This is a genomic window from Haemophilus sp. SZY H68, from assembly GCF_018829685.1.
In the GTDB taxonomy this organism is placed as follows: Bacteria; Pseudomonadota; Gammaproteobacteria; order Enterobacterales; family Pasteurellaceae; genus Haemophilus; species Haemophilus haemolyticus_K.
The window spans coordinates 801,801-819,752 of the sequence record NZ_JAHKKB010000001.1; the positions used below are offsets into that span (position 1 = coordinate 801,801).

Here is a 17,952-nt window from a genome sequence, read left to right on the forward strand (position 1 = left end):
ATTATAAAAGAAGAAGTGCGGTGAAATTTCACCGCACTTTTTTTATGACTAATTAATTACCTGCCAAACCATCTCTAATCCGTTTTTCAAACTGATCATAATCCACTAAAAACGCATCGTGTCCATAATCTGATGGGAATTCGTAAAAATGTAGATCGACTCCACTTTGTTCTAAAAGCTGTTTACTTTTATAAAGGTCAACTGGCTTAAAGAGTTGATCTGTTGTCACAGAAACCAATGTATAGCGAGCTTTAATGCGTGATAATGCCTCTTTGACATTTTCATACCCAATGCTTGGATCATACATATCCAACGCACGTAACAAATGCAAATAACTATTGGCATCGAAACGTTCTAAAAATTTTTTGCCTTGATAAGAAAGGTAGGATTCAACTTGAAAGTAATCGCCCCAAAAACTGCCATCTGATTTTGTTGCTCGTCCAAAAGCTTTTGCAAGCTGTAAATCAGTACGGTAAGTCAACATACCTAGCATACGAGCAATAGATAGCCCTTGATCCGGCGGTGTACCATCATAGTAATCGCCACCATTAAAATTAGGGTCATTAATGACTGCTTGACGCATAACATGGTTAAAGCCTATGGCTTCAGCGCTAAAATAAATGGATGAACAAAGGTTCACGATATTATCCATAAAATCAGGATAATCAATCGCCCATTGGTTCGCTTGCATGCCGCCAAAAGATCCACCAATAATAGCTTTTAAATGGCTAATGCCAAGATGATCAAGCAAGGCTTTTTGTACTTTGACAATATCTTGCACGACAATATTAGGAAATTGGCTACCATAAGGTTTACCCGTTTGCGGATTAATTGATGAAGGCCCAGTTGTTCCCTTGCAACCACCTAATACGTTCGAGCTAATAAAAAAATAACGATCCGTATCCAATGCTAAACCTGCTCCCATAAAATTCTGCCACCAGCCATCGCGACCATCATCGAAATAAGGCTCAGCATCGCCAGTCAAAGCGTGGCAAATTAATACCGCATTATTTTTTTCGGCATTGAGCGTACCATAAGTTTGATACGCGACATTGATACGGGAAAGCTTGCCACCAAGCGTCATGGTTAAAGGCTGTGTGTCAAAAAGCACTACATTTTGCACAGACATTGGAAACCTATTGTAATAATGAGAATGGCACTTAAACTATCAGTAAGTCGATTAGGTTGTCAAGAAATTTTAGCCGTCTAAACGGCTAAATTATCACACATCAATGCAATTCATAAAATCCATCAAATTCTCCTTGAAGTGCGGGGAATTTTTCATTATGTTTACAGGCATGATAATAAAAAAATTACCATCAAAATTAACCACACTTTTTCGTATATCGCTCTATACAATCTTTGCACTGATTATGCTTTGCTTGCTTGTCGATAAAGGCGTAAGTTTTTATGTGCGTGATAAGATATTCACGAATATTGATGAAATCCCCCCTCGCGCATATGCTCTTGTGCTGGGCACATCGAAATATATTATTGGTGGAAAACCTAATGCTTATTACGAGTATCGTTTAGCTGCTGCAAAAGAGTTGATCGATCATCAAAAAGTCAATTACCTTTTATTAAGTGGCGATAATCGCACTGTCCAATATAACGAACCAAGAGCAATGTTTCGTGATTTACGAAAAATGGGCGTATCTGAAGCCTCCATGTTCCGTGATTTTGCAGGTTTCCGCACGCTAGATTCCGTTATCCGCGCAGATAAAATTTTCCAAGTACAAGCATTTACGATTGTCAGTCAAAAATTTCATTGCGAACGTGCACTTTTAATTGCTAAAGCACATGATATTGATGCGATTTGTTTTGTAGCCAAACAACCTGAATTACATCTATCTACTCGAATAAGAGAAGTTTTTGCGCGTATAAAAGCGGTTTTGGATTTGACATTAGGTGTTGAGCCTTATTTTTTGGGAGAGCCAGAACCACTGCCCTCCCCAATAAATAAGGTAAATTGATGTTTACTCTACAACAGACCAAAATTCGGCTACGGTGTGGAAAGATCCAAAAACTAAAACAACATCATTTTTTACCGCACTTTTGAGTGCACTACGCATACCATCCATAACCGAGGTATCTGATGTAGCTTGAACATGTGGGAAATGACTTTTCAATTTCTCTGCTAATTCATCGCTTGACTGCCCGCGATAACCGCCTAAGGTTACGCAATGCCATTCATCAATAATAGGCGTTAAATGCGCAAATACACCATTTGCATCTTTGTCTTTGAGCATCCCACATACGGCAATCATTTTGCCCTCTATGTTACATTTAAGTGAGGTCAATTTTTCAGATAAATATTTTGCGGCATGAGGATTATGCCCCACATCAACGATGATTGTTGGCAAAGTTTCAACTGATACGCCAAGATAATCCGCTAATTTTTCACGTCTATCTGCTTTTATTGCTTGAAAACGACCAACCAGTTCTACCTCTTGCAGAGATTTTCGCAAAGTCTGTTCTGAAATATCGAAAGGTAAACATTGAACGGCTGCAAGAGCCGTTGCGGCATTCGCCAATGGGATCTGACAAAACGGCAAATTTTCTAACTGCACTTTTTTATTTTGCCATTGCCAATTTTCAGCATTTTGCTCAAATGACCAATCCACATCACGTCGAGAAACTTGGCAATGTAATTTTTTAGCCTGATCTAACATTGTTTGCGGAACATTAGGTTCGCCAATCACGACAGGGCAATTTTCGCGGAAAATTCCTGCTTTTTCAAAAGCAATAGCCTCTCTGGTATCCCCAAGAAAATCGGTGTGATCAATATCGATGCTAGTAATCACAGCAAGATGGCTATCCACAATATTGGTCGCATCTAAACGGCCACCCAACCCCACTTCTAAAATCACCACATCTAATTTCGCTTGCTTAAATAAATGCAAGGCAGAAAGGGTGCTAAATTCAAAATAAGTCAGCGATTCTGTTTTATTTTCATCAATAAAAGCAAAAGAGGCAGTATGTGCTTCATCGGGTAAATCTTGATTTTGAATGCGTACTCGCTCGTTATAACGTAGTAAATGAGGCGAAGAATACACGCCCACACGTAATCCGTGATTAAGCAGAATCGTTTCTAACAAACGGCAAGTCGTGCCTTTACCATTCGTCCCCCCCACCGTTATCACATAAGGGGTAGGATGAAGTAAATCCAATTTTTCTGCCACGGATTTAATACGATCTAAACCGAGATCGATGGGTTTAAAATGGCTTTTTTCTAAATAAGAAAGCCACTCAGCGAGTGGCGAAGTGGCTTTAAGTTGCATATTATTCATCTTCTGAAATGAGTTCAGGTTCTACAAAAGGAGAAGGTTGATTCGTTAATTTACTCAGTACACTTGCCAAAGTTTTACGCATTTCTGAACGTTTCACGATCATATCAATTGCACCTTTCTCAAGTAAAAACTCACTACGTTGGAAACCTTCAGGAAGTTTTTCACGTACAGTTTGTTCAATAACGCGCGGCCCAGCAAACCCAATTAAAGCCTTTGGCTCGGCAATATTTAAATCACCTAACATCGCGAAACTGGCTGATACGCCACCTAAAGTCGGATCCGTTAATACCGAAATAAACGGCACACCTTTTTCGCGCATTTGAGCAAGTACTGCACTGGTTTTTGCCATTTGCATTAAAGAGAATAATGCTTCCTGCATACGTGCACCACCACTCGCAGAAAAACACACAAATGGACAATTCATTTCCATCGCCTTTTCCGCTGCTTTAACAAATTTTGCACCCACTACAGAACCCATTGAACCGCCCATAAAAGCAAAGTTCGATGCAGCCACAACAATTGGCATATTATAAAGCGTACCAGTCATGGTAATTAACGCATCTTTTTCACCCGTTTCTTTTTGCGCCGCACTGATACGATCTTTATATTTCTTTAAATCTTTAAATTTTAAAATATCTTTTGGTTCTAAATCTGCCGCAATTTCTTGGCTTGAACCTTCGTCCAATAATTTTAATAAACGCTCACGTGCGTCAATACGCATATGATGACCGCATTTAGGGCAAACATAAAGATTACGTTTGAGTTCTTCACTATAAAGTACTTGTTCACAAGCAGTACATTTTGTCCACACGCCTTCCGGCACATTTGCTTTTCGACTAGAAGAAGACGGACTTTTACTAAAAATTCGGTTAATCCAGCTCATTTTTCAACCTTTTTATTGACTAGAAAATTCTGCGTATTAGAGCATAAATTTGCAGAATTTGCTACTTGTAAGGCGTTTTTGTACTGCTCCGATTTCCTTTAGAGACTTTCAATAAATATGAGAAATAAATCCAGGATTGAACATTTTTTTTATTTCTTTGTCTCATAGAGCACGTTATCTGAAATCTATTTTGGAGTATTTTATGAAAAAAACACGTTTTGTATTAAGCAGTATTGCGCTCGGATTAAGTGTATTAGGTACATCATTTGTGGTTCAAGCAGATTTACCAAGCTTTATTTCAGAGCAAAATAGTTTGGCACCCATGTTAGAAAAAGTTCAACCTGCAGTGGTGACACTTTCTGTTGAAGGAAAAGCAAAAGTTGATTCACGTTCTCCTTTTCAAGACGATATTCCTGAAGAATTTAAATTCTTCTTCGGCGATCGTTTTGCTGAACAATTTGGTGGACGCGGAGAGTCAAAACGGAACTTCCGTGGTTTAGGTTCTGGCGTCATTATTAATGCAAATAAAGGCTATGTTTTAACGAATAATCATGTTATTGACGGGGCTGATAAAATTACCGTGCAATTACAAGATGGCCGTGAGTTTAAAGCCAAATTAGTGGGTAAAGATGAGCAATCAGATATTGCATTAGTTCAACTTGAAAAACCAAGTAATTTAACAGAAATCAAATTTGCTGATTCCGATAAATTACGAGTAGGCGATTTTACTGTTGCAATTGGTAATCCATTTGGTTTAGGTCAAACTGTTACATCAGGCATAGTTTCTGCATTAGGTCGCTCAACTGGCTCTGATAGCGGTGCTTATGAAAACTATATTCAAACTGATGCTGCTGTAAACCGCGGTAATTCAGGTGGTGCATTAGTCAACCTAAATGGTGAACTCATTGGTATCAACACCGCGATTATTTCGCCAAGCGGTGGCAATGCAGGAATTGCCTTTGCGATTCCAAGTAATCAAGCAAACAATTTAGTGCAACAAATTTTAGAATTTGGTGAAGTTCGTCGAGGATTGCTTGGTATTAAAGGTGGCGAACTCAATGCTGATTTAGCCAAAGCCTTTAATGTGAGCGCACAACAAGGCGCATTTGTAAGTGAAGTATTACCTAAATCAGCCGCTGAAAAAGCTGGTATTAAAGCGGGAGATATTATCACGGCGATGAACGGTCAAAAAATCTCAAGCTTCGCAGAAATGCGTGCAAAAATTGCCACCTCAGGTGCCGGGAAAGAGATTAGTTTAACTTACTTACGCGATGGTAAATCTCACGATGTTAAAGTGAAATTACAAGCTGATGATGGAAATCAACTTTCCTCTAAAACAGAATTACCTGCGTTAGATGGCGCGACATTGAAAAACTATGATTTAAAAGGTATCAAAGGGATTGAAATCACCAAGGTTCAACCGAACTCGCTTGCTGCGCAACGTGGTTTAAAAGCTGGCGATATTATTATTGGTATAAACCGTCAACAGGTTGAAAACACTACTGAATTAAGTAAAGCGCTTGATGATGAACCATCGGCTGTGGCCTTAAATATTTTACGTGGAGACAACAATTTTTACTTATTAGTACAATAATTCTTCCACCGAAGATATAAACAAAAAGTCCGATCATGATGATCGGACTTCTTTTTTTATGAAGCAATTGCTTTCAACAAATCTGCCACAAATTCTAACCGCACTTTGTTATCAGATAGGTCTTTCATAAACTTAAATTTCAATGGGCCATCAAATCGATACACAATAGGTTCTTTTTGAATTAATTGAATAAATTTATCTGGATTCACTTGTGCTTTTGGTGAAAACTCAATAAAACCGCCTTGCGTTCCTGCATCAATTCGCACAACTTTCAACGGCTCAACCAACAAACGCAACTCTGCAATTTGCAGTAGATTTTTTGTCGCATCTGGCAATAATCCGAATCGGTCTATCAACTCAACTTTTAACTCATCCAACTCTGATTTACTCTCTGCTGCGGCAATACGTTTATAAAAAGATAAACGCATATTCACATCACCTAAATAATCATCAGGCAATAAAGCTGGCACGCGCAATTCAATATCCGCTTGTTGTTGCGTCAATTCTTCTAATGATGGTTCACACCCTTCTTTTAACGCTTTAACCGCCGCATCCAATAATTCCATATAAAGCGAAAAACCAATGCTTTCGATTTGTCCGCTTTGTTCGTTTCCGAGTAATTCGCCAGCGCCACGAATCTCTAAATCATGAGTAGCCAAGATAAAACCAGCCCCAAGATTATCAAGATTTTCCAACGCATCTAGACGGCGTTCGGCATCTTTTGTCATCATTTTAGGTGGTGGCGTAAGCAAATAAGCATAAGCCTGATGATGTGAACGCCCGACTCGTCCGCGTAATTGATGCAACTGAGCCAAACCAAAATGATCTGCTCGTTCAATAATAATGGTATTGGCCGTTGGCACATCAATACCCGTTTCGATAATGGTTGAACAAACTAAGACGTTATAACGCTGATGATAAAAATCACTCATCACACGTTCTAACTCACGTTCTCGCATTTGTCCGTGCCCCACAATCACTCGCGCCTCTGGAACAAGTGCTGTCAGTTTTTCTGCTGTATTTTCAATGCTTGCGACATCATTGTGGAGATAATAAACCTGCCCGCCACGTAAGATTTCACGCAAAATCGCTTCTCGTACAACAAGATCGTCATTCTGGCGGACGAAGGTTTTAATACTTAATCGGCGCGCAGGAGGCGTAGAAATAATGGAAAGATCACGAATACCATTCATCGCCATATTAAGCGTTCGCGGAATTGGCGTTGCCGTTAGGGTAAGAATATCGATATTCGCACGAAGCTGTTTGATTTTCTCTTTTTGCCTTACACCAAAACGGTGTTCTTCATCAATAATCAACAAGCCAAGATCGCTAAATTTTACATCTGATTGAATTAATTTATGGGTACCAATCAGTATATCGACTTTGCCTTCTGCAAGATTTTCAAGAATTTGTTTTTGTTCTTTTGCAGTTTTAAAACGCGATAACACTTCTACATTCACAGGCAAATTCGCAAAACGATCTTTAAAATTCTCATAATGCTGTTGGGCTAACAGTGTGGTTGGCACTAGCACTGCTACTTGCTTATGATTCATCACCGCCAAAAAGGCAGCGCGCATTGCCACTTCAGTTTTACCAAACCCCACATCACCACAAACAAGACGATCCATTGCTTTTGGCTGACACATATCCGAAATTACCGCATTAATTGCCATTTCCTGATCGTAGGTTTCCTCAAAAGGAAAAGTTGCGGCAAACTGTTGAAATTCTTCACGATCATATTTAAAAGCAAAGCCTTTCTTCGCTTCACGTTGTGCGTAAACATCTAGTAACTCTGCCGCCACATCACGAATTTTCTCCGCTGCTTTTTGGCGTGATTTCGCCCAAGCCTCGTTACCCAATTTATGTAATGGCGCACTTTCATCAGAACCACCGACATAACGGCTAATCAAATGTAATGAAGTAACAGGCACATAAAGTTTTGATTCATTTGCATAATTTAGCAGCAAATATTCTGCTTTAATACCGCCTGTATCTAACGTGACCAAACCGCCATAACGTCCCACACCGTGAGCAAGATGCACAACTGGCTGCCCTATTTTCAGCTCGGCAAGATTGCGCACAAGCGTATCAGGATTAATTGTTTTACGTTTATCTCTAGAACGTTGTTGAACACGTTCGCCAAGTAAATTGGTTTCACCAATAATCGCAACAGGAAGCGATTGTTCAATAATAAAACCTTGTTCAAGAGAACTGACTAACAAGCTAAATTTTTCATTTTTAGCCTGATCCAATGATTGAATTTGTTTTGGCTTGAGTTTTAATGGTGAAAGCAAATCAAGTAAAGTCTCTCGGCGACCTTCTGTCTCCACAGAAAACAGTACATTTCCTTTAAAATGCTCAATAAATTGACGTAATTGTCCCAATGGTTCTTTTTGCTGGGATTGAATAGTCAGTTCTGGTAAAGCGGCAACGGGTAAATTTTTCTGGCGTACCGATGACCGCACTTTTTCCGCTTTAAATGTAATGCGTGGATAAGATTTCAATCGGCGATTGACTTCGTCCACATTAAGCCATAATTTTTCAGGCGATAAAAGCGGACGCATTGGATCCACTTTACGTTGTTCATAACGCTGTTTTGCATCTTGATAAAAACGCTCGCCTTGCATTTGGTTATTTTCCATATCCACAAACAGCGTTTGTTCTGGCAAATAATCAAACAAAGTCGCCATTTCAGAAAAGAAAAGTGGCTGCCAGTATTCTATGCCAGAAATCAAGGTACCTTTACTGATTTGCTGATAAATATGTTCAGGATCTCGTCGAATCTCCCCAAAGGTTTCACGAAATTGTGCACGGAAAAATTCAATCCCTTTGTCGTCCGTTGGAAATTCGTGCGCTGGCAAAAGGTTAATTGAGTTAATTTCATCAAGAGTACGTTGCGTATCCACATCAAAAGTGCGAATGGAATCAATTTCATCATCAAAAAAATCAAGACGAAAAGGCACCGCACTTCCCATTGGGAAAAGATCCAACAAGGCTCCACGAATCGCATATTCACCATGTTCTAATACTTGCTCCACAGCGCGATAGCCCGCAGCTTCTAATTGTAAGCGCATTTTATCGATGACCAAACGATCACCTTTTTTAATCAGAAGCACATTGTGTTGTAAGTATTGTGGCGGACAAAGGCGTTGCATTAATGTCGAAATCGGCAATAAGAAAATGCCTTTTTTCGCATTTTGTAAATGGAAAAGCGCACTTAAACGAGAGGAAATGATTTCTTGATGGGGAGAAAAGGTATCGTAAGGTAAGGTTTCCCAATCAGGAAAAAGGCATACATTTTGGCTGCTTAATTCCGATAAAACACGTGATAAACGCACCGCACTTCGCGTATCTGGTGTCACCACTACGGTTAAATTTTGATTTTGCTCTGCAATTTCACTAATCGCCAATGCATCAGCGCCGGGTAATACATTGCCTAAAATTTTGTGATCATTGGGTTGGGTAGGAATATCAGGTTGGAAAAAAGCCGTTTTCATAAATATCAATAACGCATTAATGCTTGTTTAAAAACTGACGAACAGTTTACTGAAGTTCATAATATATTTCAACGATCAACTGTTTAAAAAAACAGTTGGTTAATATTATGCAAAGATAGTTTATCCGCCAGAACGTTTTATCTCATCTATTTTCATAGTAAAATGTCCGTATTGTGATAAGGAACAGAAAAATGAAAAATACCGAGATCTTACTCACCATTAAACTTCAACAAGCACTTTTTATCGATCCAAAACGAGTACGTTTACTCAAAGAAATTCAACAATGCGGTTCGATTAATCAAGCAGCGAAAAATGCAAAAGTGAGCTATAAAAGTGCGTGGGATCATTTAGAAGCGATGAATAAAATCAGCCCTCGCCCATTGCTTGAACGAAATACAGGTGGAAAAAATGGCGGAGGTACGGCGCTTACCACTTATGCCGAGCGCTTATTACAGCTTTATGATTTATTAGAACGTACGCAAGAACACGCTTTTCATATTCTACAAGATGAATCCGTGCCATTAGATAGTTTGCTCACGGCAACTGCACGTTTTTCTTTACAAAGTAGCGCACGCAATCAATTTTTTGGACGGGTGGCACAACAACGAATCATTGACTCTCGTTGTGTTGTGGATGTGAATGTGCAAGGATTACCAACGCCGTTGCAAGTTTCTATTACCACTAAAAGCTCGGCTCGTTTGAAACTGATTACGGAAAAAGAAGTGATGTTGATGTTCAAAGCACCTTGGGTGAAAATTAGTGAAAAACCACTGGATAATCAATCTAATCAGTTCCCTGTAAATATCAAATCACTAAATGAAGAAGAAGCCATCCTTCAATTTACTGACAGCGATATTGAATTTTGTGCCACAGTCCACCAGCCAAATCAATGGCAAATCGGTCAACAGGTTTGGATTCATATTGATCAAGAGCAAATTATTTTAGCGACGCTAGGTTAATCCCAAAGTGCGGTAAATATTGGAAGAACATTTTAATCTCATAAAAAAACAGGCTTGATGCCTGTTTTTTCTTATCGAATAAACCCCAAAACTAATTAGAAAGATTTTTTACAATCAGCGTAATGCCATCCACACGTTCAACTTCAATCAATGCACCGACTGTAAGATTATTACCTTGAATTCGCCAAGTTGTGTCGCCAAAAGCGCCCCGACCAATTCCATTCGCGCCAAGTTCTTGAACAATGCCTTGTTTACCAAGCAAGGCATGATCGCGTTGATTTAATGTTGAATGAGATTGATCATGGCGATCTTTACCATGTTGATATTTCCACCAAATCACAGAAAGTATACAAGCTAATAGCGCATAAAAAATAGTAAGTGAGGCAAGAGAAAGGCTGGGAAAAAGAAATTGTACAAATGCCGTCACTAAAGCTCCTAATCCCCACCATAGCAAAAATATCCCTGGTGTAAGCACTTCACCAATAAGCAAAATAAAGCCTAAAATCAGCCAATGCCAAAGCGTCCAATTTATTAACCAATCCGCCATAGATTCTCCTATTTGCTGTAAGGACTTTTTATTACACAAGAGCGGTGATAAACGATTAAAAAAATCACCGCACTTTATCTAAATTAAGATTTTTTATCGCCCTTTAATAACTCCGCAATACCTGCAACAGAACCAATTAAATTACCAGCTTCTAATGGCATAAGCACAACTTTACTGTTTCCTGAACTACCGATTTCTTTCAATGCTTCCGTGTATTTTTGTGCAATAAAGTAGTTAATCGCTTTGGTATCACCGCTGGTAATTGCTTCAGATACCATTTGCGTTGCTTTTGCTTCAGCTTCCGCGGCACGTTCTCGGGCTTCAGCTTGTAAAAAGGCTTCTTGTCGCTCCCCTTCCGCTTTTAGAATTCTAGCTTGTTTTTCACCTTCAGCACGAAGAATCTGAGCTTGGCGAATCCCTTCAGCCTCTAATACTTCAGCACGTTTATTTCGTTCCGCTTTCATTTGAGCATTCATAGAATCAATCAATTCACGAGGCGGACGAACATCACGAATTTCAATACGAGTTACTTTTATCCCCCATGGATTTGTCGCTTCATCCACAATAGCCAATAATCGACTATTAATAGAATCACGTTGGGAAAGCATTTCATCAAGCTCCATCGAACCAAGCACGGTTCGAATATTTGTCATGGTTAAATTTATGATAGCTTGTTCCAAATGGTTTACTTCATAAGCCGCACTTCGGGCATCAATCACTTGCACAAAACAAACAGCGTCAATAGAAACATTGGCGTTATCTTTAGAAATCACTTCTTGGGAAGGAATGTCTAAAACTTGTTCCATCATATTAATTTTACGGCCAATACGATCAACAAAAGGCATCACTAAATTTAGCCCAGGCATTAACGTTCTTGTGTAACGACCGAAACGTTCGATTGTCCAGTTATGACCTTGTGGTACGGTTTTTACTGTAGAAAACAAAATTAATGCGACTAATATCACAAAAATTAATGTGGAAATAGCGAATCCATCAAGCATATTTTTCTCCTTTATTGAATAGATTGAATAAAAAGTCTATCAAATCCACCCGCACTTTTATAGCCTATTTTGTATAAAATTAAGGCAATTTTGCTACCACTGCATAGCCTTCAATTAAACCTTCCACTTCATAAGCCGCACCTGCAGTAATGAAAGCTGCTTCACCTTGTTTCAAAGAAAGTGCGGTCGTTTCTGAACGTAAATTTAACTGGCCATTCATCACCAATAAAATACTCGCACTTTGTGCTTTTAAATGATGAGTTTCACCACATTCATATTGAATATTTTGCAAAGCGAAATCTTTTGCTGGCGTAGCATAAGTAAATATACGCGTGTCTTGAGGTGCAGACGGGATAATTTTAGGCTCCACTTCACGACAATCGACAATTTTAAGCAATTCTGGAATATCCACATATTTAGGCGTTAAACCACCGCGAATCACATTATCTGAACAAGCCATCAGTTCAATGTTTTGCCCACGTAAATAAGCGTGCGGAATGCCAGCATCTTGGTAAATTCCCTCGCCTTTTTTGAGGTGCACAATATTAAACAAATAGAAACAAATTAAACCTGCATCTAATTTATCTAAAGAAATATTCATTGCATCAATCGTGTAAAGCACCCAATAATCTGGATTAGTTAAATCCAGATTATTAGCCTCATAAGCAGTTTGATTTTCCAACAGAATTGGGGAAAGCCATTGCTGTAATTGGGCCTGTTCTGCTTGCATAATATCGGCATAGAAAGCATGTAAATCTTGTTTATGTAATTTTTTTGCAAGCGGCGCTAAAGATGATCGCGATGCTAAAGTTTCGATAATATCCGATTTATTTTTAAATCCATGCAACAACCAGAAATCAGATAAAGCAATCATCATTTCAGGTTTATGATTGTTATCTTTATAAGTTCGTGTTAATGCTTTTAACTCAATGCCTTTCGCATTTTCTTCTGAAAAACCTATTTCAGCTTGCGTTTTTGTTGGATGAAGTTGAATAGAAAGAGGTTGGGCGACATCAAGAATTTTTAATAAATAGGGTAATTCATCACCAAAACTTGCTCGGCTTTGTGCGCCAAGTGCGGTAGGATTTTTTTGTAAAAATTCAGTAAGTAATATATTTTTACCATCAACCTCAATGCTTGAAGGCGCAGAATGATGTGCGCCTAACCACCATTCAGCATAATATTGATTTTCTTCCGTAGGAATATTTAGTAATTGAGGAATATATTGATGCCCTCCCCATACGTAATTTTGGAGTGAGCCAGTAAGTTTATAGATCATTTTTAATTTTTCCGTTGAATCCTATCTACACCGCAGTTTTATTTACATAAATAAAAAATCCGCACAAAGGCGGACTTTTTTATCGTAAAGAAATTATTTAGTTAAGCTTAATACCACTGACTCTCCAGCGACGACTTCACCTGATTTTTTCACGACGCAAGAAATTTCATCCATATTGGAAATAACAACGGGTGTTAATACAGATTTTGCTTTTGATTCTAATAAAGGAAGATCAAATTCAATCACGGTGTCACCGCGCTTAACAGATTGACCTTCTTGCGCAATACGAGTAAAACCTTCACCTTTCAACTCAACGGTATCAATACCAAAGTGTACAAATAATTCTACACCTTCTTTTGATTCCATTGAGAAAGCATGATTGGTTTCAAAAATTTTACCAATCACACCATCCACTGGCGCAACGATTTTGTTACCGGTAGGACGAATAGCAACACCATCACCCACGATTTTTTCAGAGAAAACTACATCGGGAACATCTTCAATATTTACAATCTCACCAGAGATAGGTGCATAAATTTCAACTTCCACAGATTTGTTTTCTTTTGAACCGAATAACTTGTCAAATAAGCCCATTTTAATCTCCTATCAATTCATAGATGGCTGTTATTTTAACGTAAAATCAAACAATTTTGTTTAATTTAATGCATTTTCCGCCAAAAATTCTTCGATTAACTGCTCAATTTCCGAAGCGGTCGGTTTTTGTAATGCGGCATTAGCAAGTGCTTTTGCATCTTGAAAATTCACATTACGGATTAATTTTTTAATTCGAGGTACGGAAATAGCACTCATACTAAATTCATCTAATCCCATACCAAGTAACAATAAGGTTGCACGTTCATCACCGGCTAATTCACCGCACATTCCCGTCCATTTGCCCTCTGCGTGAGAAGCATCAATTACTTGTTTTATTAAACCAAGTACAGATGGCTGCATCGGATTGTAAAGATGAGAAATTAACTCATTGCCTCGATCCACCGCCAAAGTATATTGGGTTAAATCGTTAGTACCGATACTGAAGAAATCTACTTCTTTTGCTAAGAATTTTGCATTTACAGCAGCAGATGGTGTTTCAACCATGACACCCACTTGGATATGCTCATCGAAAGCTTTTCCTTCTGCACGTAATTCCGCTTTTAATGTTTCAATAACCGCTTTTAATTCTCGAATTTCTTCTACAGAAATAATCATCGGGAACATCACGGCCAATTTACCAAACGCTGAAGCACGTAACACCGCGCGTAATTGTGCATTTAAAATTTCACGGCGATCTAACGCAATACGAATCGCACGCCATCCCAAGAATGGATTCATTTCTTTTGGTAAATCTAAATATGGAAGCTCTTTATCGCCACCAATATCCATGGTACGAAGCACGGTTAAACGCCCGTTCATTGCCTCTACGACTTCTTTATAGGCGATGAATTGTTCTTCTTCCGTCGGAAGCTGTTCACGATCCATAAATAAGAATTCAGTTCGGTATAAACCAATACCTTCCGCGCCATTGCGATCTGCTCCTTCACAATCACGGATTGTCCCAATATTCGCGACAACATCAACCTTGTGTCCATCCAATGTGATTGCAGGAAGATCTTTTAATTTAGCTAACTCGGCTTTTTCCTCAGAAATTTTAGCTTCAAGTGTTTTTAATTCATCAATCTGAGATTGCATTGGATTAATATAAACTTGATTATTTATGGCATCTAAGATTAAATAATCACCTGTATTGACTAATTCGGTCACATTATTTGTGCCCACAATCGCTGGTAATTCTAAAGAACGCGCCATAATAGAAGTATGAGACGTTCTACCACCAATATCAGTGACAACCCCTAATACTTTTTCAAGATTAAGTTGAGCAGTTTCTGAAGGAGTCAGATCATAAGCAACAAGAATTGATTCTTCTTGAATATCGCCAAGATCTACTATGTACATGCCCAAAATATTTTTAATTAAACGGTTACCAATATCACGAATATCTCCAGCACGCTCTTTCAAATATTCATCATCGATCTCCGACAACATTGTGACTTGTTGATCAATAATTTTGCTCGCTGCAACTGCGGCATTGACTTTATTTGAACGAAGATAATCAAGAATTTCTTCTTCTAATTCTTCATCCTCAAGAATCATCAAGTGACCTTCAAAGATCGCGGCTTTTTCTTCGCCTAAAGAAATTAATGCGCGCTCTCTGATTGAATTAAGTTGTTCCACCGCCAATGCCCGACCTTCATAAAATCGAGCAATTTCTGCGTCAATTTGATCATCAGTAATTTTTTGCGTATCAAGAACAATCTTTTCTTCTTTGAGAACAAGTGCCTTACCAAAGGCAATACCTGGGGATGCGAGAATGCCAGAAATCATAGATACCTTCCGAAATAATTAAAAAAGGGATAGATAAACAATAGCCATAAAATTTCTCAATTTTATGGCTAAGTCAGTATTATTCTAAGGTTGGAATTAAAGCAACTAAATGGTCTACAGCCTGTTGCTCATCTTCACCTTCTGCAGAAATGGTAATCACTGTTCCCTGTGTTAACCCTAATGTTTGTAGCTTAAACAAACTTTTTGCACTTGCGCTCTTACCAGCAGACGTTACTGTGATATCAGAAGAAAAGGCTTTAGCTTCTTTCACAAATTGCGCAGCTGGGCGAGTATGTAAGCCATTTGGCGCAGTGATTTCGACATCTTTTGAGTACATAATGCTACCTCTACTAAATAATAGTTAAAAAATAAAAACTAAGAAATCGCCTTAGTATCCTTGTTCAAAGCAAAATAATCAACAATAAACACAAAAAACTTAAACTAAATTGTGAAAAAGCAACAAATATGCCTATTTTTTAGCCACCTTACGCAATCGTTAAACTACTGAAAAATGACGTTGTGATTTTGTTTCACTTAAACTTTCAATTAATCGATGGTAATTATCATAACGCACTGGCGAAATTTTCCCTTGCTCGACCGCTTCACGTAATGCACATCCTGGATCGCTCAAATGTTTACAATCACGGAATTTACAAGTTCCCAAAACATATTGAAATTCTCGATACCCTTTTGTGATTTGCTCCGCATCTAAATGCCAAAGCCCAAATTCTCTAATTCCTGGCGAATCAATTAAATTACCACCTTGTGGCAAATGATAAAGACGCGATGATGTCGTCGTATGTTGCCCTAAGCCTGATGTTTCACTCACATCACCTACTTGAGCGTTTACGCTAGGCAAAATATGATTAATTAGACTCGATTTACCAACACCAGATTGCCCAACAAAAATCGCCGTGCCTTGTGCCAAAAGTGCGGTCAATTTTTCCATATTTTCACCACTCTTTGCTGAAATCATTAAAATTTCATAGCCAATATCTTGGTAAATTTTGAGTTGATCTTCAATTTCTTGACGCTGTTCTTGTGCCAATAAATCCACTTTATTCAAAACAATGAGAGGCGTGATTCCTGCAATTTCACACACAACAAGATAACGATCGATAATATTTAAGGAAAGCGTTGGCAATACTGCTGATACAATAATAATACGATCAATATTCGCCGCAATGGGTTTCAAACCATCATAATAGTCCGGACGGGAAATTTCATTTTCTCGAGGGTGAATTGCCTCAATCACGCCACTCACACCTTGTAATTGTTCATTGCCTTTACGCCAAACGACTTTATCTCCCACCACCAAACTCGACAAGGTACGGCGCAAATTACAACGATAAATTTCACCTTGTTCATTTTCTACATCAGCATGAATCGAATAACGCGTTACCACAACACCTTCTTGTGATTCGCCAAGCATTTCATCTGACCATTCAATCTCTTTTTTCTTATGGCGATGTAATGTTTTCGCATTATTCGATTGAATTCTTCTAGTTTGGTTTTGAGTTAATTTACGTTTAGCCATAAAAGTGCGGTCGTTTTTTCCCTTGTTTTTGGTAAAATGAAAAAAATTTTTGCATAGGATACCTGATATTATGCCATTCGATAAACAAAATCTTATTTGGATTGATTTAGAAATGACCGGTTTAGATCCGGAAAAAGAACGTATTATTGAAATTGCGACTATTGTGACAGATAAAAATTTGAATATTTTGGCAGAGGGCCCGGTATTAGCTGTTCATCAATCTGATGAATTACTCAATAAAATGAATGATTGGTGCCAAAAAACACATAGTGAAAACGGCTTAATTGAACGCGTAAAAGCCAGCAAACTCACCGAACGTGCAGCAGAATTACAAACCTTAGACTTTTTAAAAAAATGGGTTCCCAAAGGTGCGTCGCCAATTTGCGGTAACAGTATTGCGCAAGATAAACGCTTCTTAGTGAAATATATGCCTGATTTAGCTGATTATTTTCATTATCGTCATTTAGACGTTAGCACATTAAAAGAACTTGCAGCACGTTGGAAACCTGAAATTTTAGAAGGCTTTAAAAAAGAGAATACGCATTTGGCGCTAGATGACATTCGAGAATCGATTAAAGAGCTAGCTTATTATCGCGAACATTTCATGAAATTAGATTGACGAAAACTTCAACAAAAAATTTCTTTTTATGAAATTGCCCTTGCAAGCCCTAAAAATATTTGTATAATGCGGGCTCATTCACTGATGTGAACTGCGGGAATAGCTCAGTTGGTAGAGCACAACCTTGCCAAGGTTGGGGTCGCGAGTTCGAGCCTCGTTTCCCGCTCCAAATTTCACATTATAAAAGCATTATTGCGGGAATAGCTCAGTTGGTAGAGCACGACCTTGCCAAGGTCGGGGTCGCGAGTTCGAGCCTCGTTTCCCGCTCCAAATTTCAATCCCTAGCCAAAAGGCTAGGGATTTTTTCTATCTATAAAAATAGATCACCAAAATGTTAAAAGTGCGGTGAATTTTCTCAAAAAAT

General features: G+C 38.5%; 15 protein-coding genes and 2 tRNA genes. 6 read left to right on the plus strand and 11 right to left on the minus strand.

Annotation, left to right across the window (positions count from 1 at the left end):
- Positions 1-52 precede the first annotated feature (52 nt).
- Entirely contained in the window at positions 53-1,129 is a 1,077-nt protein-coding gene (locus KP712_RS03720) for a homoserine O-acetyltransferase (RefSeq protein ID WP_215770576.1), read from the minus strand.
- A gap of 157 nt (positions 1,130-1,286) precedes the next feature.
- Here KP712_RS03720 and KP712_RS03725 point away from each other — a divergent pair, with 157 nt between their 5' ends.
- Entirely contained in the window at positions 1,287-1,973 is a 687-nt protein-coding gene (locus tag KP712_RS03725) for a vancomycin high temperature exclusion protein (protein WP_111407940.1), read from the plus strand.
- Positions 1,974-1,976: 3 nt separating this feature from the next.
- Here KP712_RS03725 and folC read toward each other — a convergent pair whose 3' ends face one another.
- Positions 1,977-3,281 carry a bifunctional tetrahydrofolate synthase/dihydrofolate synthase gene (gene folC, locus KP712_RS03730; RefSeq protein ID WP_165818759.1) on the minus strand — a complete coding sequence of 435 codons (1,305 nt, stop codon included), beginning with the start codon at positions 3,279-3,281 and terminating at the stop codon, positions 1,977-1,979.
- Position 3,282: 1 nt separating this feature from the next.
- Positions 3,283-4,173, minus strand: a complete 891-nt coding sequence (accD, locus tag KP712_RS03735) for an acetyl-CoA carboxylase, carboxyltransferase subunit beta (RefSeq protein ID WP_111407942.1) — start codon at positions 4,171-4,173, stop codon at positions 3,283-3,285.
- 202 nt (positions 4,174-4,375) lie between these two features.
- Between accD and KP712_RS03740 the strand changes: the two genes are divergently transcribed.
- The gene (locus tag KP712_RS03740) at positions 4,376-5,767 is read left to right on the plus strand and encodes a DegQ family serine endoprotease (protein ID WP_111407943.1); all 1,392 of its coding nucleotides are present in this window, start codon (positions 4,376-4,378) and stop codon (positions 5,765-5,767) included.
- A gap of 56 nt (positions 5,768-5,823) precedes the next feature.
- On the opposite strand, the gene mfd is transcribed toward KP712_RS03740, so the two are convergent.
- Positions 5,824-9,264 (minus strand): transcription-repair coupling factor, encoded by a 3,441-nt coding sequence (mfd, locus tag KP712_RS03745; RefSeq protein ID WP_111407944.1) that lies wholly within the window; start codon positions 9,262-9,264, stop codon positions 5,824-5,826.
- Between the two features lie 191 nt (positions 9,265-9,455).
- Here mfd and KP712_RS03750 point away from each other — a divergent pair, with 191 nt between their 5' ends.
- A complete protein-coding gene (locus KP712_RS03750) occupies positions 9,456-10,223 on the plus strand; it encodes a TOBE domain-containing protein (protein WP_111407945.1) in 768 nt (255 codons plus the stop codon).
- Between the two features lie 91 nt (positions 10,224-10,314).
- Here the strand turns inward: KP712_RS03750 and KP712_RS03755 are convergent, their stop codons facing one another.
- The 7 genes from KP712_RS03755 to rsgA all read right to left on the minus strand — a co-directional run bounded on the left by KP712_RS03755 (position 10,315) and on the right by rsgA (position 16,969).
- Positions 10,315-10,770: an NfeD family protein gene (locus KP712_RS03755; protein WP_111407946.1), complete on the minus strand. Its 456-nt coding sequence runs from the start codon at positions 10,768-10,770 to the stop codon at positions 10,315-10,317.
- A gap of 83 nt (positions 10,771-10,853) precedes the next feature.
- Positions 10,854-11,771: an SPFH domain-containing protein gene (locus KP712_RS03760; RefSeq protein ID WP_111407947.1), complete on the minus strand. Its 918-nt coding sequence runs from the start codon at positions 11,769-11,771 to the stop codon at positions 10,854-10,856.
- Positions 11,772-11,850: 79 nt separating this feature from the next.
- Positions 11,851-13,050, minus strand: coding sequence for a mannose-6-phosphate isomerase, class I (gene manA / locus KP712_RS03765; RefSeq protein WP_111407948.1), 1,200 nt, complete (start codon positions 13,048-13,050; stop codon positions 11,851-11,853).
- Positions 13,051-13,143: 93 nt separating this feature from the next.
- Positions 13,144-13,644: a PTS glucose transporter subunit IIA gene (gene crr / locus KP712_RS03770; protein WP_046949602.1), complete on the minus strand. Its 501-nt coding sequence runs from the start codon at positions 13,642-13,644 to the stop codon at positions 13,144-13,146.
- A gap of 60 nt (positions 13,645-13,704) precedes the next feature.
- A complete protein-coding gene (gene ptsI / locus KP712_RS03775) occupies positions 13,705-15,432 on the minus strand; it encodes a phosphoenolpyruvate-protein phosphotransferase PtsI (RefSeq protein WP_048953067.1) in 1,728 nt (575 codons plus the stop codon).
- Between the two features lie 79 nt (positions 15,433-15,511).
- Positions 15,512-15,769, minus strand: a complete 258-nt coding sequence (ptsH, locus tag KP712_RS03780; protein ID WP_005635899.1) for a phosphocarrier protein Hpr — start codon at positions 15,767-15,769, stop codon at positions 15,512-15,514.
- Positions 15,770-15,928: 159 nt separating this feature from the next.
- Entirely contained in the window at positions 15,929-16,969 is a 1,041-nt protein-coding gene (rsgA, locus tag KP712_RS03785) for a small ribosomal subunit biogenesis GTPase RsgA (protein ID WP_111407949.1), read from the minus strand.
- Between the two features lie 70 nt (positions 16,970-17,039).
- Here rsgA and orn point away from each other — a divergent pair, with 70 nt between their 5' ends.
- The 3 genes from orn (at position 17,040) to KP712_RS03800 (ending at position 17,858) form a co-directional block, all read left to right on the plus strand.
- A complete protein-coding gene (gene orn, locus KP712_RS03790) occupies positions 17,040-17,588 on the plus strand; it encodes an oligoribonuclease (RefSeq protein WP_009500975.1) in 549 nt (182 codons plus the stop codon).
- 93 nt (positions 17,589-17,681) lie between these two features.
- Positions 17,682-17,757 (plus strand) — tRNA-Gly (locus tag KP712_RS03795).
- A 25-nt stretch (positions 17,758-17,782) separates the two neighbouring features.
- Positions 17,783-17,858 (plus strand) — tRNA-Gly (locus KP712_RS03800).
- Positions 17,859-17,952: the final 94 nt, after the last annotated feature.